This is a genomic window from Micromonospora matsumotoense (genome assembly GCF_900091525.1).
In the GTDB taxonomy this organism is placed as follows: Bacteria; Actinomycetota; Actinomycetes; order Mycobacteriales; family Micromonosporaceae; genus Micromonospora; species Micromonospora matsumotoensis.
This window is the reverse complement of the sequence record NZ_FMCU01000005.1, coordinates 250085-265203: the sequence shown is the minus strand read 5'-3', so window position 1 is coordinate 265203 and position 15119 is coordinate 250085. Positions and strand designations below refer to the sequence as shown.

The 15119-nt window shown below is 72.8% G+C and carries 15 protein-coding genes; 9 read left to right on the top strand and 6 right to left on the bottom strand.

Annotated elements, in window-relative coordinates; genetic code table 11:
* Positions 1-46 precede the first annotated feature (46 nt).
* Positions 47-343 (top strand): hypothetical protein, encoded by a 297-nt coding sequence (locus GA0070216_RS13190; RefSeq protein WP_091244693.1) that lies wholly within the window; start codon positions 47-49, stop codon positions 341-343.
* 88 nt (positions 344-431) lie between these two features.
* On the opposite strand, the gene GA0070216_RS13185 is transcribed toward GA0070216_RS13190, so the two are convergent.
* The gene (locus tag GA0070216_RS13185) at positions 432-1172 is read right to left on the bottom strand and encodes a hypothetical protein (protein ID WP_218108195.1); all 741 of its coding nucleotides are present in this window, start codon (positions 1170-1172) and stop codon (positions 432-434) included.
* Positions 1173-1282: 110 nt separating this feature from the next.
* Entirely contained in the window at positions 1283-2038 is a 756-nt protein-coding gene (locus tag GA0070216_RS13180; RefSeq protein ID WP_091244690.1) for a TIGR03089 family protein, read from the bottom strand.
* A gap of 242 nt (positions 2039-2280) precedes the next feature.
* On the opposite strand from GA0070216_RS13180, the gene GA0070216_RS13175 reads away from it, so the two are divergent.
* Complete coding sequence (locus tag GA0070216_RS13175) at positions 2281-2544, top strand: hypothetical protein (protein ID WP_091244687.1); 264 nt, start codon at positions 2281-2283, stop codon at positions 2542-2544.
* Positions 2545-2721: 177 nt separating this feature from the next.
* Positions 2722-3003: an SCO0607 family lipoprotein gene (locus tag GA0070216_RS13170; RefSeq protein ID WP_176738948.1), complete on the top strand. Its 282-nt coding sequence runs from the start codon at positions 2722-2724 to the stop codon at positions 3001-3003.
* Between the two features lie 266 nt (positions 3004-3269).
* On the opposite strand, the gene GA0070216_RS13165 is transcribed toward GA0070216_RS13170, so the two are convergent.
* The 3 genes from GA0070216_RS13165 to ligD (GA0070216_RS13155) form a co-directional block, all read right to left on the bottom strand.
* Positions 3270-3464, bottom strand: a complete 195-nt coding sequence (locus GA0070216_RS13165; protein WP_091244681.1) for a hypothetical protein — start codon at positions 3462-3464, stop codon at positions 3270-3272.
* 112 nt (positions 3465-3576) lie between these two features.
* Entirely contained in the window at positions 3577-4497 is a 921-nt protein-coding gene (gene ligD, locus GA0070216_RS13160) for a non-homologous end-joining DNA ligase (RefSeq protein WP_091244678.1), read from the bottom strand.
* Positions 4490-5428, bottom strand: coding sequence for a non-homologous end-joining DNA ligase (gene ligD / locus GA0070216_RS13155; protein WP_091244676.1), 939 nt, complete (start codon positions 5426-5428; stop codon positions 4490-4492). The genes ligD (GA0070216_RS13160) and ligD (GA0070216_RS13155) overlap by 8 nt, the downstream gene beginning before the upstream one ends.
* Positions 5429-5513: 85 nt before the next feature.
* Here ligD (GA0070216_RS13155) and ku point away from each other — a divergent pair, with 85 nt between their 5' ends.
* Complete coding sequence (gene ku, locus GA0070216_RS13150; protein ID WP_091244674.1) at positions 5514-6554, top strand: non-homologous end joining protein Ku; 1041 nt, start codon at positions 5514-5516, stop codon at positions 6552-6554.
* Positions 6555-6619: 65 nt separating this feature from the next.
* On the opposite strand, the gene GA0070216_RS13145 is transcribed toward ku, so the two are convergent.
* Positions 6620-6808, bottom strand: coding sequence for a pyridoxamine 5'-phosphate oxidase family protein (locus GA0070216_RS13145; protein WP_245722471.1), 189 nt, complete (start codon positions 6806-6808; stop codon positions 6620-6622).
* 154 nt (positions 6809-6962) lie between these two features.
* Here GA0070216_RS13145 and GA0070216_RS13140 point away from each other — a divergent pair, with 154 nt between their 5' ends.
* The 5 genes from GA0070216_RS13140 to GA0070216_RS13120 all read left to right on the top strand — a co-directional run bounded on the left by GA0070216_RS13140 (position 6963) and on the right by GA0070216_RS13120 (position 15118).
* Positions 6963-7610, top strand: a complete 648-nt coding sequence (locus tag GA0070216_RS13140) for an FKBP-type peptidyl-prolyl cis-trans isomerase (protein WP_245722470.1) — start codon at positions 6963-6965, stop codon at positions 7608-7610.
* Positions 7611-7752: 142 nt separating this feature from the next.
* Positions 7753-8577 carry an SCO6745 family protein gene (locus GA0070216_RS13135; RefSeq protein WP_091245278.1) on the top strand — a complete coding sequence of 275 codons (825 nt, stop codon included), beginning with the start codon at positions 7753-7755 and terminating at the stop codon, positions 8575-8577.
* A gap of 304 nt (positions 8578-8881) precedes the next feature.
* Positions 8882-10669 carry a hypothetical protein gene (locus GA0070216_RS13130; RefSeq protein WP_091244666.1) on the top strand — a complete coding sequence of 596 codons (1788 nt, stop codon included), beginning with the start codon at positions 8882-8884 and terminating at the stop codon, positions 10667-10669.
* Positions 10666-14115, top strand: a complete 3450-nt coding sequence (locus tag GA0070216_RS13125) for an AMP-binding protein (protein WP_091244663.1) — start codon at positions 10666-10668, stop codon at positions 14113-14115. The genes GA0070216_RS13130 and GA0070216_RS13125 overlap by 4 nt, the downstream gene beginning before the upstream one ends.
* A gap of 28 nt (positions 14116-14143) precedes the next feature.
* Positions 14144-15118, top strand: a complete 975-nt coding sequence (locus GA0070216_RS13120) for a hypothetical protein (protein ID WP_091244660.1) — start codon at positions 14144-14146, stop codon at positions 15116-15118.
* Position 15119: the final 1 nt, after the last annotated feature.

Genomic DNA, 15119 nt, shown 5'->3' with positions numbered 1-15119 from the left:
CTGTCCACAGTCGACGCTGGACATCGACCTGTCGAAGGGAATCCGTGTGAAACGCCGACTTCTGCACGCACTGGCGATCGCGATCGTCGTCGTCCCGGGCACGGCCGTGGCCGCCTCGCCGGCCTCGGCGAGCGACGCGCCCGGCTACCTGTGCAACCTCACCCAGAACACCTGGCTGCGCGCGGCACCGCACTCCCACGTGCTCCGTACCCTGACCGCCGGGCGTGGGTTCCGCTGGCACGGCCAGGGCTGGTCCGAGGACAACGACACCTGGATCTACGGCCACGGCGCCGAGGACCCGTCGATGGACGGCTGGGTGCCGGCGAGCAACACCACCTGCTGAGGCCGCCCACCCCTTGATCGCCACCTCGGGGGCGATATGGCGGTGTCGCACGACGTCGGACACCGCCATATCGCCTCCATTGAGTCGATCAAGGGTGCCGACGCGTCGGTGACGCCAACTTCCTGGTGAACTCATCGGTCCGCGTCGTCGAGTCATCAGTCCGGGGCGCCGGCGGGGGTGGTGTCGGGCGGCGGCGCAGCACCAGCCAGGTTGCCAGGATCGCCAGCGAGACCAGCGGGGCCGGATGGCCGAGGACCGTGGCGACGGTGAGATCCACCACGACGCCGACGACGGTGGCCACGAACACCCAACGGGGTGCCGTCCCGGCGGAGACCTGCCGGCGGTCCGCCGGCATCCACCGGGTCGTCGACCAGGGCTTGGCGATCGACACCCACGCCTGGAAGGCGATCGCGCCGGCCATCAGGCCCGAGCCCACGGCCATCGGCAGGGTCGGCCCGGTGGCTCCGGTGGCCGCCGCCGACGCGCTGTCGGCCAGCGCCCCGCTCAGCACGAAGATGCCCAGGTAGAGCTGGACCAGGGTGATCACGAACTTCACCAGCACCCACCGGTGCCGGAAGAACCCCCACGGGGTCGCGGCGGCGAGCATGAAACCGGTGAACGCCGAGGCGTTGGCGAGCGGGGCGAGCAGTCGGCCGTCGAGCAGGTGGGCCATCGAGGTGGCGCTCACCGCCACCGTCGGGCTCCGGGTGGTCAGGGTGGTGACCAGCAGCACCAACAGCACCAGGGCCAGGGTCATCCACCCCACCGAGGTGACGACGTGCAGCCAGACGACGAGCTGACGCCACCGGCGTACGGGTCGGGAAGCCATGGGGAGACGCTGCCACCGTCGTACCGCGCCGGCCATCGGTGAAAACCCGCGTCGTCACCACCGACCGTCCTCAGGGGACCCCCTAGGGCGTCGGCCGGCACGCCCCACGGTCAGAGAACCCGGGTGATCCCCTCGGCGTCGAGGCGGGCGTCGAGACGGGACCGGTCCAGGTGGCCGCAGACCACCACCGACGCACCCACCGACAGCGGCGCGAGCAGCCACTTCACCGGTTGCTCGTGCTCGGCCGCGTCGACCAGCAGCCGGTCACCGGCGCGCAGGTCGAGTTGCCCGGCGAGTTCTCGGGCGAGCCGCCCCCAGACGGCGTAACTCGTGCCGTCCGGAGTGGCCGGGGCGGCCGGGTGGACGGCGGCGTAGTCGGGCGGGGTGTCGGTGTGCCGGAGCACCTCGACGGACCAGTCGAGCCAGCCCATCGGCACGTCGGCCAGCGCCCCAGGGCCGGTGCCGACGAGGTAGCGGTGCACCCCGTCGGGCACGTCCTCCAGCCAGTCGTCGAGGCGTTGCGGGGTGACGAACACCGCGTCGTACGGCCGGTCGCCGCCCGGTTCGAGCACCGGTAACCCGGCGGTGGCGCGCGGCCGGAACGACACCGCCATCCCCACCGACCAGGCCCCGAGCAACACCGCAGCGGTACGCCAGTGCGGCGGCAGCAGCACCGCGACCCGACTGCCCGGCCCCAGCCCGCACCCGTCGCGCAGCAGGCCGGCGGTGCGCGCCGCCCAACCACCGAGCTGGCCGGCGGTCAGCACGGTCCGCTCGCCGGTCGCGTCGTCGTGGTAGGTCAGCAGCGGCCGATCCACCTGCTCAGGCACATCGGTCGACGGGGTGACGGCAAGCGGGGCAGCCATCGGGCCTCCTGTCCGGACGGATCGCCTCACCCTACCGGGCCCACCCGCCACCGAAAGGCCCAGCGACGGCCGCCACCAGAGCCGGGTTGCCGGGTTGGTGAACGGTTCCGCGACCGGCGGACAGCAACGGGGAGATTCCCCGACACCGACCGTTCCGGGCTGCCCGAATGGCGGATCACCGATCGCTGGACGTCAATCTACGATCGTCGGGCAGGCTCCTCACCACTCCGGAAGGACTCGCCATGCCACAGCCGTTCCGCCGCAGGCTCACCCGCCTCGCGGTGGTCGCCACCGCAGCCGCAGCCGTCAGTTTCACGGTCCAGCCGGCCCCGGCCGCCGCCGTGCCATTCGATTGGAACGGCGCTTTCGCCACCTACGACGAGTGCGAACTCTTCCGCCAGGATGTCGTCAGCGCGGGTGGTGAGGTCATGGGCGGCTGCGTGTACCGCACCCTGCCCGACAGCCAGTACAACGGCTGGTACTTCCGGGCCTGGCAGCCCGGCTAGGACCACCGGGCGACCGGATCAGGGCGCGGCACCGGCGAATCCGAGGAATCGTCCCCGCGTGCGAGGGAGCAGGACCGGACCGACCGGGACACCCCTCGCACGCGGGGGATCTCCGGCCCACCGGGTTGAGTACGCGTACGTATGACAGTGGTCGTCACCGCGACCAGGATGGACCACATGCGAATGCGGATCATGATGGCTCTTGCCGGGGTCGGACTGAGCGGGCTGATGGTGACCAGCGGCTGCGGCTATCGGGAGAACATCTGTGGCGATGGCCAGTACCCGGCGATCGCGGTGGGCGGGCAGGGCGGCAGCGCCTGCTTCCCGGACGGGCAGGAACCGACCTCCCCCTACGTCCGCTATCCGGAGGGCAAGGTGCCGCAGCACGTCGACGACGAGTGGGACGTCTACTGGCGGGACCACGGCATCGACGCGAACGGCGCCGTCATCGACAGGTGACCCGGTCGGCCCCGCCCGGCCACCGCTTCGACCAGGGAAGACGGGCCGAAACGACGAGGCCGGCGAGCCAGCTCGGGCCCGCTGCCGGTGCTGCCCAAGACGCTCGCCGTCGACGTGCTGCCGGCGCTGCGGTACGGCCGGGACGATCCGTCAATGGCGGCTCGGTCAGCCGGGCTCGTCATCGCCGCCGGGCTCACCCGACCGACGAGCCGAATCGCTCCCGCATGCACAGGGATCAGGTACTTCGTCCGCGCATATGGGCCACGCTAACCCTTGACGATCACTGTGATCTCTCGCCGCTCGGCGTACACGAACCGCGCGAGCATGACCTCCAGCATCCCGTAGTCGACCTTCGTCAGCTCCGGAAACCCGCGCTTCATCAGCGCGGTCCGCACGTCACAGATGAGGTCGTCGTCCAGCCGCTGGTCATCGTCGTTGTACGGGACCGGGTAGTTCGCCACAGGCCGCCTCAGCTCGCATCGCTCGGGTCGGAGAGGTCCGGGAGGATGCCGGTTGCGAGGAACCGGGCGATCTCGGTGTCTGCAACCACCAGCCGTCAAGCGCTGACCCGGCTCACTTCGCCCGCACCCCCGGTAGCTCGGGGCCGCCGTCGAGCAGTGGGGCGAGCAGGTCCCCCCACTTCTCCACCCGTCGCAGCACCTCCCCCGCCGCGTACGGCTTCGCCGAAGGTCGCTTCCCCGCCGCCCCCGCCTCGACCTCGTCCCAGGTCAACGGCGTGGACACCGCCGGGCTCGACTGCGCCCGCAGCGAGTACGGCGCGACAGTCGTCTTCGCCGCGTTGTTCTGACTCCAGTCGATGAAGACCTTCCCCGGGCGCAGGTTCTTCGCCATCCGGGAGACGACCAGCGTCGGGTGTGCCTGCTCCAGTTCCTGCGCGATCCGCTTCGCGTAGTCGGAGACGACCTCGGCGTCCTGGGTGGCGCTGATCGGGCAGCAGAGCTGCATGCCCTTCTTGCCGGAGGTCTTCGGATACGCGGACACCCCGTCGAGGGCGAGCCGGTCGCGCAGCAGGATCGCCACCTGGCAGCACTGCCGCAGGGTGGCCGGCGGGCCGGGATCGAGGTCGACCACCATCAGGTCCGGGTGGGTGCCGATCCGCCACTGCGGGGTGTGCAGTTCGAGGGCGGCCAGGTTGGCCAGCCAGACCAGGGTGGGCAGGTCGTCGGCGACCACGTAGTCGATGGTCTCCCGGCCCTTGCTCGACCCGGGCACGGGCAGCGTCTCGGTGCGTACCCAGTCGGGGGTGGCGGCGGGGGCGTTCTTCTCGAAGAACGAGCCGCCGGTGACGCCGTTGGGGAAGCGGATCCGGGTCAATGCCCGGTCGGCCAGGTGCGGCAGCAGCACCGGCGCGATCCGGGTGTAGTAGTCGATCACCTCGCCCTTGGTGAAGCCGGCCTCCGGATAGAGCACCTTGTCCAGGTTGGACAGGTCCAGCGCCCGGCCGTCCACCTCGACCCACACCCGCTCAGGCATCCTCGACCTCCCCGGGCGGCTTGTCGGGGCGCAGCCGCAGCACCCGGGGGAACCGCAGCCGCCCGTCCGGGGTGCGCTGGCCGTACTTGACCTCCACCACGATGAGGGGGGTTACCCAGATCGCCCCCCGGGCATCCTCGCGCGGCACGTCCCCGGCGAACGGCGACCCGTCGACGCGCAGCGGTTCGAGTGCGCCCAGCAGGTCCCGTTCCAGGGCCGCGCCGATCCCGCCGCCGACCCGCCCCCGGTAGGTGAGTCGCCCGTCCGGGCCGGGCACCCCGACCAGCAGCCCGCCGATCTTCCGTGCCCCGGGCCGCCAACCGCCGACCACGAAGTCGCCGGTCACCTCCAGTTTGACCTTGACCCAGTCCGGCGAGCGCACCCCGGGCCGGTAGACCGAGTCGGCCCGCTTGGCCAGCACCCCTTCCAGACCGTGCTCCCCGGCTGCCTGGTAGGTCGCCGCACCGTCGGGGAAGGAGGGTGGCACCGCCCACCGCGCCGCCCCCAGCCCCAGGCCGTCGAGCGCCGCCCGCCGTTCGTGGTACGGCCACCCGGTGAGGTCCTCGCCCCGCAACCGCAGCAGGTCGAAGATCATGTAGGTGACCGGGATCGTCGCCGCCAGCCGGGCTGCCTTCGCCCGGTCCCGCACGTGCATCCGCTCCGCCAGGGCGGTGAAGGAAGGCTGCCCGGCCGGGTCGAAGAGGACCACCTCACCGTCGAGCAGCGCGTCGTCGACCTGCTCGGCCAGGGTCACCAGCTCGGGGTACGCGGCGGTGATCGTCACGCCGGAGCGGGCGTACAGGTGCGGGTGGCCGCCGACCAGGTCGGCGAGCGCGCGTACCCCGTCCCACTTGAACTCGTAGGCCCAGCCGGCACCCACCGGGAGCGGCCCGGTCATCGCGAGCATCGGCTTCAACGGCGCGCCGGGCACCTGTCCGACTGTAGTTGCGCACGGAAGCGCGTGCGGGGGCTTCGATCGTTTGCGATCCTGGTCAGATCGGGGAGAGGAGCAGGGGATGCGGGCGATCTGGAAGGGAGCGGTGTCGTTCGGGCTGGTCTCGATCGGAGTGAAGCTCTACTCGGCCACCGAGGAGAAGGACATCCGGTTCCACCAGGTGCACCGGGACGACGGCGGCCGGATCCGCTACAAGCGCACCTGCTCGGTCTGCGGCGAGGAGGTCAGCTACGACGACATCGCCAAGGGGTACGACCTCGGCGGCGGCGAGCTGGTGATCCTGACCGACGCCGACTTCGCCGACCTGCCGCTGACCAGTTCCCGGGCGATCGACGTGCTGGAGTTCGTCCCCGCCGAGCAGGTCGACCCGATCCTCTACAACAAGGCGTACTTCCTGGAGCCCGAGGGCACCGCCACCAAGCCGTACGTGCTGCTGCGGGACGCGCTGGCCGACTCGGAGCGGGTGGCGATCGTCAAGGTGGCGCTGCGCCAACGGGAGCAGTTGGCCACCCTGCGGGTCCGCGACGGGGTGCTGCTGCTCAACACGATGCTCTGGCCCGACGAGGTGCGTACCCCCGACTTCGGTTTCCTGGACGAGGACCTCAAGGTCCGCCCGCCGGAGCTGGCGATGGCCGCCTCGCTGATCGACTCGATGGCCGGGGAGTTCCAGCCGGACGCCTTCACCGACGACTACCGGGCGGCGTTGCAGGAGGTCATCGACGCCAAGGTGGAGGGCCGTGAGGTGGTCCAGCCGGCGGAGGAGGAGGCCGCGCCGGCCGCCGCGGTGGACCTGATGGCGGCGTTGAAGGCGTCCGTCGAGCGGGCCCGGGTCGCCCGGGGCGAAGCACCGGCGGGCGGGGCCGGTGAGCCGACGCCGATCTCGTCGGCCCGGTCGGCCAAGCAGGCGGCGAAGGCCCCGGGGTCGAAGTCCGCACCGGCCAAGAAGACCCCCGCCCGCAAGGCCGCCGCCGGCAGGACCCCGGCGAAGAAGACGGAACCGGCGAAGAAGACCGCCGCAAAGAAGACCACGGAGAAGAAGGCCACCAAGGCCCCGGCCAAGAAGACCGCCGAGAAGAAGACGGCCCCGCGCAAGAGCGCCTGACCGGGCCGGTTGCGCCGTTGCCCCGGCACGGCGGGGAGCCGTCCCGCCGGGGTCCACCCCGTCGGTCAGCCCATGCCGAGCTTCCGGGTGCGGATGATCCGGACGATCACCCGCTCCTCGCCCGGTCGCCGGAACGGGTAGCTGTCCTGCCCGAGGTATTTCCTGGCCAGCCGGTCGATGTGCGCGTCCGCGCCCGCGGTGACGAACTCGGCGGGGCCCTGGTCGAGAACCCGCCGCCGGACGACGCCCGCCACCCGGAAAGCAGGGAGGGAACGGGAGGCCCCGGCCCATTCGAGGGCACGACGGGCGGGCGACGGCCCACTCACGGCATCGATCCGGGTACCGTGTGCGCTGGCCACGGAACCGGGTCGCCGGGCCGGCCACCCACATCAGCAGGGAGTCGAGGACGTGAGCGAGCGTACGGAGAACCGTTCGGCGGGCCAGGGCCAGGGCTCGGAGACGAAGGCACAGCGGCGGCTCGCCGCCCAGTTGGCGGCGCAGAAGGCCGCCGAGGCGCGCAAGCGCCGGCAGGCGTGGCTGGGCGCGGTGGCCGGCGTGGCCGTCATCGCGGTGATCGTCGGGGTGTTCGTGGTGGTGCGCAACGGTGAGAAGGAGGACCCGAAGCCGGCTGCTGCTCCGGTCGGCTGCGCGGGTGACTTCCCCAAGCTGCCCGAGGGGGCCGACCAGGCGCTCTGCACCAAGCCGCAGGCCACCAAGGGCGAGGGCGAGCTGAGCGGGCTGAAGGCCACCCCGCTGATCCGGGGCACCGGCCCGGCCGCCCAGGCCGGCCAGCAGATCACCGTGAACTACGTGGGCGTGTCGTACAAGACCGGTGAGGAGTTCGACGCCTCCTGGAAGCGGTCCGAGCCGTTCTCCTTCGGCCTCGGCCAGGGCAACGTCATCCCGGGCTGGGACCAGGGCATGCAGGGCCAGACCGTGGGCAGCCGGGTCCAGCTCGACATCCCCGCCGACCTGGCGTACGGCGACAAGCCGCAGCGTCCGGGAGCGCCGTCCGGCCCGCTGCGGTTCATCGTCGACGTGCTGGCGGTGCAGTAGACCACAGGGGTCTTCCGGCCCGACACCTACCGGCAGTAGGTTCGGGGTCACCGTGGGCGGCCGGTCCGTGCCACGGTGACCCCCCACCGACCCGGAGGTGTGCGTGCCGGCGCTGGACGTTCCCGGGCGGACCGCCCGGGTGATGTGGACGCACGTCGAACCCCTGCACGCGATCACCTACTTCCACCCCCGGGCCCGCGCCGCCCACGAGGCGATCGGGCTGCGCGGCTACTGGCGGGGGTACTTCGCCGGTCGGGCCGCCCCGCTGGGCCCGGTGGACGCCGCACCGGTGATCGCGGCCTTCTTCACCTTCGCCCCGCCGATGGTGAGCCGCGCGCTGCCGGCGGTGTGGCAGTTGGCCGCCCCCGAGGAGGCGTTGCGTGCCCGGCTCACCGGGGCCGTGCAGGCGCTGGCGGAACTCACCTACGAGCTGCCCGAGGCGCACCTGGCCGAGGCGGCCGAGCTGCTGGAGGCGGCGACCGTCGGGGCGGACACCGCCGGCCGGGTGCTCGGCGCGGCCAATGCCGCCCTGCCCCGGGGCGACTACCCGTTGGCCCGGCTCTGGCAGGCGGCCACCACGCTGCGTGAGCACCGGGGCGACGGGCACGTGGCCGCCCTGGTCGCCGCCGGTCTCGACCCGGTCGAGACGTTGGCCTTCCGGGTGGCCGGGGACATGCCGGCGGAGCACCTGCTCGGCCGGGGTTGGACGCCGGAGCAGTGGGCGCAGGCCCGGGCCCGGCTGGTCGACCGGGGTTGGCTGACCGGCGACGGCGAGCCCACCGAGGCCGGCCGTAGCGGCTTCCAGACGGTGGAGGACGCCACCGACCGGGCCGCCACCCGCCCCTGGCGGGCCCTCGGCCCGGACGGCACCGAGCGGCTCCGGGAGTTGCTCGTCCCGGTCGCCCGCGCCTGCCACACGATCATCCCTGCGGACAGCCCGATCGGGCTGCCCGCCCTGCGCCCCTGACCACGCCGGTCCCGGCCGCTCGGACGGGTCGCGGTTGATCGTGCCGGTCCGGGCCGGTCGCGACCCCTGCCCGCCCGGTCGGCGCGATATTGACACACCTATTAACCTCAGGATTACCGCGACATCGGGAGCGCTCCCACGCCGTGGTGGAGAGCCGTCCCCCAATCCCCGTGGCACCGCCACGCACCCACCACTCTCCAGGTCGGCTGCCGGTCGCCGCCGCCCCATCGACCACCGCAACGACGACCGTCGTGCGGGCCGGCTCCTGTGCGCCGCAGCCTGCCCGGTCGCGAAAGGTAGGAACGTGCGACGTACGAAGACCGACCAGTGGAGCCAGGAACTGCGCGACGTACGAGACCCCGCCGAGCTGTTCGGTGGGAGCGCACAGACGGCGGTTCTCCGCCTGCTCACCATGGCGGGCAAGGTGCCCTTCCGGTCCGCCTTCGACGGGCTGACCCTGCGCGAGCAGGCGTTCGTCCGGCACCTGCTCGGCCGGCAGCAACTGCGGCTGACCCCGCCCGGCGTCGACGCGCCGGCCGCCCGGTTCGTGCTGGCCCACTCGATGCTCGGCAAGCTGACCGTGCACGAACCCGCGCGGGGCGACCTCCCGACCGAGGAGGTCGTGGCCGAGATCGCGCTGCCCGGGTGGATGACCGAGATGCTCGACGAGGAGTGCCTGACGGCCGAGGCCGAGGAGGAGCACCAGCGTTACGAGCTGGACCAACTGCTGCACACCTGGCACACCGACGGCAGCCTGTCGGAGCGGCTGGAGGAGGTCATCGACTGGGTCGAGCGGGTCGAGACCGTGCTGGTCTACGTCCAGCGCCGGGTGTTCTCCCGCTCCGACTCCGGTTCCAGCACCCTGATCCGCGACGGCGTACTGCCCGCGCTGCGGGATCGCGCGCCGGCCGACTGGAGCCCGGAGGAGCGGCTGTTCGTGGCCGCGATCCAACTGCTGTTCCGCACCGGCCGGGCGGTCCGGTTCGAGGAGTTCAACGGCCGCCAGCTCAGCGCCGTCGGCCTGCGGCGGGTGCTGACCACCCGGTGCGCGGCGTACCTGCGGGCGCTCGGCGAGCCGGTCACCGGGCAGGTGAGCACCGCGGCCCTGGCCGAGCTGGCCGCGTTCGCGGGTGACCTGGTGGAACTCGTCGACGGCGGCGACCACATGCGGTACCGGCGCGTCAACGGGCTGACCTACGCCAAGGACGAGTACCTGCTGCCGTGGGCGCAGGACCAGCGCAGTCAGGCCGAGTTGCCCCGCACGCTGCGCACTCTCACCGACACCCTGACCGGGCCGGTCGACGACGGGGACCCCTCCACCTGGGTGCGGCACGCCACCGCCGCCGCACTGCGTACCGCGCACCACGGTGGTGACGAGCACGGGCTGACCCGGATCCTGGAGGGCATCGTGCTGGGCGCGGTCGTCGACGCCCACGCCGACTACGGCATGTCCAGTGGCATCCGGGACCTGTCCCGGCTGAGCGGGCCGGCCGGGCAGTACGGCGAGGAGGTGGCGGGCCTGAAGAAGCCGGACTTCTTCTGCTGTGTGCTGCCCAGCCCCGAGATGGCCGCCGAACTGCCCGGCGACGCCGTCACCGACATCCTGTGGCAGGTCGCCCAACGGATGATGTACAACCGCTGGCACTTCGTGCCCGGCAACTTCGACCGGATCGAGGTGCCCCGGCAACGGCACTACTTCTTCCCGCCGCTGGTGCCCGACATCGGCGAGTGGGGCGATCTTCGCCACGGCGGTCACAGCACCGCCCGGGTCCGCTACACCCTGCGCGCCCCCGGCGCGGCGATGTGGAAGCAGCCGCTCACCGTCGCCGGCCGGCAGTACCGGGGCGCGTTCGACATCCGGCTGGTACGCATGGACGGCCCACCGTTCACCCTGGACGACCTGCGCATCGCCTGCCGGTACTCCGCCCTGGTGGACGTGTTCTGGCGGGAGATCGCCCGCTACGCCGACGCCCACGACGGCTGGACCCCGACGATCAGCTCGTTCGGCGCCGACTGGTACACGAAGCACACCTGGCACGAACCCGTCGGGCGACTGGTCGCGAGCACTCAGACGGTCGGCGGGCGCGCATGAGCGCCGGCCCGCACCAGGTCGTCGTCAACGAGGAGGACCAGTACTCCCTGTGGCCGACGGACCGGCCCGTGCCGGGCGGCTGGGCGACGGTGTTCACCGGACCGACCGAGGCGTGCCTGGCGCACATCGCCGCGCACTGGACCGACCTGCGGCCCGCCTCGCTGCGTACCACCGGGGTGGCCCCCTCGCCCGACGGACGGCGGGGACTCGCCACCGTGGACGCCGCGCGGTCGGTCGCCACCGGGCCGCGCGGTCCGATCGACCAGGTGCCGCTGCACGTGCTCATCGACGAGGCGCTGGCGGCCGATCCGGGGCGGATCGCGGTGCGCTGGGCAGGGGTCGAGGTCACCGCGGGCGACCTGCTGGCCCGGGTCCGGCACACCGCACGGGTGCTGCGGGCCCACGGCGCGGGGCCGGAGACACCGGTCGCGGTGCTGCTGCCCCGGTCGGTGGACGCGGTGGTGGCGATCCTCGCGGTGCTGGCGGCCGGGTCGGCGTACCTGCCGCTGTCCGTCCACGATCCGGCGGACCGGCGGGCCCGGATCCTGGCCGACGCGGGTGACCCCGTGCTGCTGACCGGACCGGAACACCGGGGGTTCGCGCCCGCCGGTTACCCGGCGGCCGTGCTCGACGTGTCGGCCCTGCCCGACGCGCCCGACGGTGACGGCGGTGACGGCGGCTGCCGGGTGGAGAACCTGGCGTTCATCATGTACACCTCCGGCACCAGCGGAGCCCCCAAGGGCGTCCTCGGCACCCATCGCCAGCTGGTCAACTACGTGCGCTGGTGCGCCGGGGAGTTCGCGTTCCAGCCGCAGGAACGGGCGGTGCTGCACGCCCCGCTGTACTTCGTCGGCTCGGTGATGACCCTGTTCACCGCCCTGGTCGCGGGCTGGGAGCTGGAGGTCGCCCCGGAGCCGGTCGCCTTCGACGACCTGATCGCGCTGACCGCCGCCGCGCCGTGCGGATTCCTGAAACTCACCCCGTCGCACGTGCGGGCGATGACCGCCCTGGGCGGCGTGGACGACGTCGCCCGTCAGGTCATGATCGGCAGTGAGCCGCTGTACCTGACCCCCGAGTTCGACAGGTGGATCAGCAACAGCCCGAAGTCCGGCTTCGGCAACCACTACGGCATGAGCGAGACCGTCGGCGCCACCTGGTACTGGATCGGCGCGGACCGTACGGTCGGGCGACGGCTGCCGGTCGGCGCGCCCATCCCCAACGCCGAGGTGCACATCCTCGACGAGCAGGGGCTGCCCGCGCCGCTCGGCGAGACCGGCGAGATCTGCCTGGGCGGGGCCGTCATCGGCCGTGGCTACCACGGCCAGCCGGTGCTGACCGCCCAACGGTGGATCCCCCACCCGGCGGGCGGCGGTGCGCGGTTGCTGCGCACCGGGGACCTCGGCCGGTTGGGGCCCGACGGGGTGCTGGACGTGCTCGGCCGCGCCGACCGGCAGGTGAAGATCCGTGGTCAGCGCGTCGAACCACCTGCGGTCGAGGACGCGCTGCGCCGCTGCACCGGTGTCGCCGAGGCGGTGGTGATCGCCGAACCGGCCGGCCACGACCTGCACCTGGTCGCCTACCTGCGGTCCGAGGAGGAGTCACGGCCGACCGAGGCGCAGCTGCGGGCCCACGCCGCCGGTCTGCTGCCGGAGGCGTCCGTCCCGAGCCGGTTCCACTACGTCGCGCAGTACCCCCTCACCCCGAACGGCAAGGTCGACACCCGTCGGCTGCCCGCCACCCCGACGGTGCGGCCCGCGCTGAGCACCGCGTACGCCGCGCCCTCCGGCGAGCTGGAGACGGCGGTGGCGGCCGTGATCGCCGGGGTGCTGCGGGTGGAGCGGCTCGGCGTCGACGACGACTTCTTCGAGCTGGGCGGCGACTCCATGCAGGTCGTCGAGGTCGTCACCCGGCTCGACGAGGAGCTGGGCCTGCCGGTGGGCATCGCCGACCTGTTCGACCGCCGCACGGTGCGCGCCCTGGCCGTCGTGCTGGACGGCCACGACACCCCGACCGCCGGGCCCCCGACGGTCCACCCGGTCGACCCGGCGGATCAGTCGACCCCGTCCGGGGTCGGTCAGCCGGCGGCCCCGGACACGGCGATCCAGGCGCGGTTCTCCGGAGCGCCCGCCGCCTCCGCGCCGCTGACCTGGGGTCAGGCGGCCATGTACCGGCCCATGCAGTGGTTCGGGGAAGCCAGCAGGGACTTCAACATCAGGCGGGTGCTGCGGCTGACCGCCCCCGTCCCGGCCGGGCGGGTCACCGCGGCCTGGTCGGAGCTGGTGCTGCGGCACCAGGTGCTGCGGACCCTGATGACCGACGACGGTGACGGTCCCCGCCAGTACCTGCGGACCGACGGGACGTACCCGCCGCTGGTGCGTGACACCACCGCCGACGCGCTGACGGAGGCCGCCGACGCCGCCGCCGCCGAGCTGGCCGGCACCGCGTTCCAGCTGGACCGGGAGTGGCCGGTCCGGTGGGCGCTGCTGCGCGTCGACGGTCTGGTCGAGGCCGTCGCCGTGGCCGCGTCGCACGTGTCGCTGGACGGCTGGTCGCTGGAGCTGCTGCTGGCCGAGCTGCGCACCCTGGTCGACGGCGAACGTGCCCTGCCCGCACCGGGCTGGCAGCCGTTGGACCAGGCCACCTACGAGGCCTCACCCGCCGGGCAGCGCCGGGCCCGCCAGTCGCTGGCCTACTGGCAGGCCCGGCTGCCCGCGGTGCCGCACCGGATCTTCGACGGACCGGAGCAGGACGGGGGCACGCTGCCGGTCGTGACCTGGCGGATGGAGTCCACCGCCGTGGCCGCTGCCGCCGCCACGCTGGCCCAGCGCACCGGCGCGTCGTCGTCCACGGTGGTGCTGACCGCCGCCCTGCTGGTCCAGGCGGCGCTGACCGGCCGGGACCGGGCCGTGGTGAAGCTGATCGCGGGCAACCGGAACACTCCCCGCCAGCGGCAGCTCGCCACCGGCATCGCCCAGAACGCGCTGCTGATCTTCGACGTCGGCGACGGCGATGTCGAGGACGCCGTCCAGCGCTGCTACCGCGACTCGACCGAGTCCTACTTCCACGCCACCTACCCGCCCGACGCGTTGGACGACCTGATCGCGGCCGAGGGCGCCCAGGCCGACCTGTCGGTGTACTTCAACGACTCCCGGATGGGCCGGGACTTCGACGTGCCGGCGGGCCCGCCCGACCGTGCCGCGCTGAAGGAACTGGCCGCGCACACCACCGTGCGGCAGGTCGCCGCCGTCGCCCGCCACGACATGACCTTCTTCCTGGCCATGCCCCACCTCGCCGGCGGCTGCGCGCTGCACCTGCTGGCCGACACCCGACGCGTACCCGCGGCCACCTGCGTGCGGGCGCTGCGGGGCATCGAGACGCTGCTGTGCGAGGCGGTGCTGCGGCCGGTGCCGGTCCGGGACCTCGCCGCGCTGCTGGACCTCGGTTGACCCGCCCACCCCACCGCAAGGAGCCTCGATGACCGACCCGTACCCGCTGCTGCACCGGTTGGCCGCCGCCGACGACGACGCGCTCACCAGCACCCCGCTGCCGCCCGACGGTCGCTACCAGGTCGTCACCACCACCGTCGACGAGGTCACCGCCCAGATCGTGCGCACCCTCCGGGACGGGTTCGCCGGCCGCAGCCCGGCCGACTACCCGCTGCTGGTGCTCGGCTGGGGGCGCTGCCGGGTCGGTTCGACGGCCGTGACCAACCTGTTCGGGATGGCCCAGGCGGCCGCCTACTACCAGCCGGTCAAGACCATCGGCCGGTTCGCGCTCACCGGCGGCGAGGGCTCGCCCTGGAAGCTGCCCGACGGCGAGCCGGTGCTGTTCGCCAAGGAGATGGCCGGGCCGTACGTGCCGTTCGAGGCGCTGTTCAACCCGGCCCGCTGCCTCATCGAAGCAGGGTGGCCGGTCGACCGGCTGCGCCTGCTGGTGCTCGACCGGCAGCCGCGTGCCTCGCTGGACTCGTGGATGGCCAAGTGGGTCGGCAAGATCGGCCGTGCGCGGGTGGTGGAGAACTTCGTGCTCAGCACCCTCAACTACGCGCGGATGCGCCGCTACGCCGCCGCCGAGGGGCTGGCGGTGACGCACTTCCCCTACGAGTGCAGCCGGCTCCCCGAGGAGACGGTGTCGCGGTTGTTCGCCCGCCTCGACATCGGTCACCTGTACCGGCCGGAGATGCTCACCGGCTGGGGTGCCGCCGGTGATCTCAACTCCGACCAGTCGAAGATCCACAATCCGGTCGAACCGGAGCCGTACGTCGTGCCCGGCCTGCACGGCAACGCCGACGAGTACCGCTTCCGGGACCGCCAGGTCACGGCCCTCACCGAGGCGGAGCTGGCCGTGGCGGACAGCCCCGAGGTGGTCCATTCGTACCAGGTCTCGGTGACCAGCTGCGTCCAGGAGCTGGACCTGCCCGTGCCGCTGCGGGACAAGGTCTTCGGCTGAC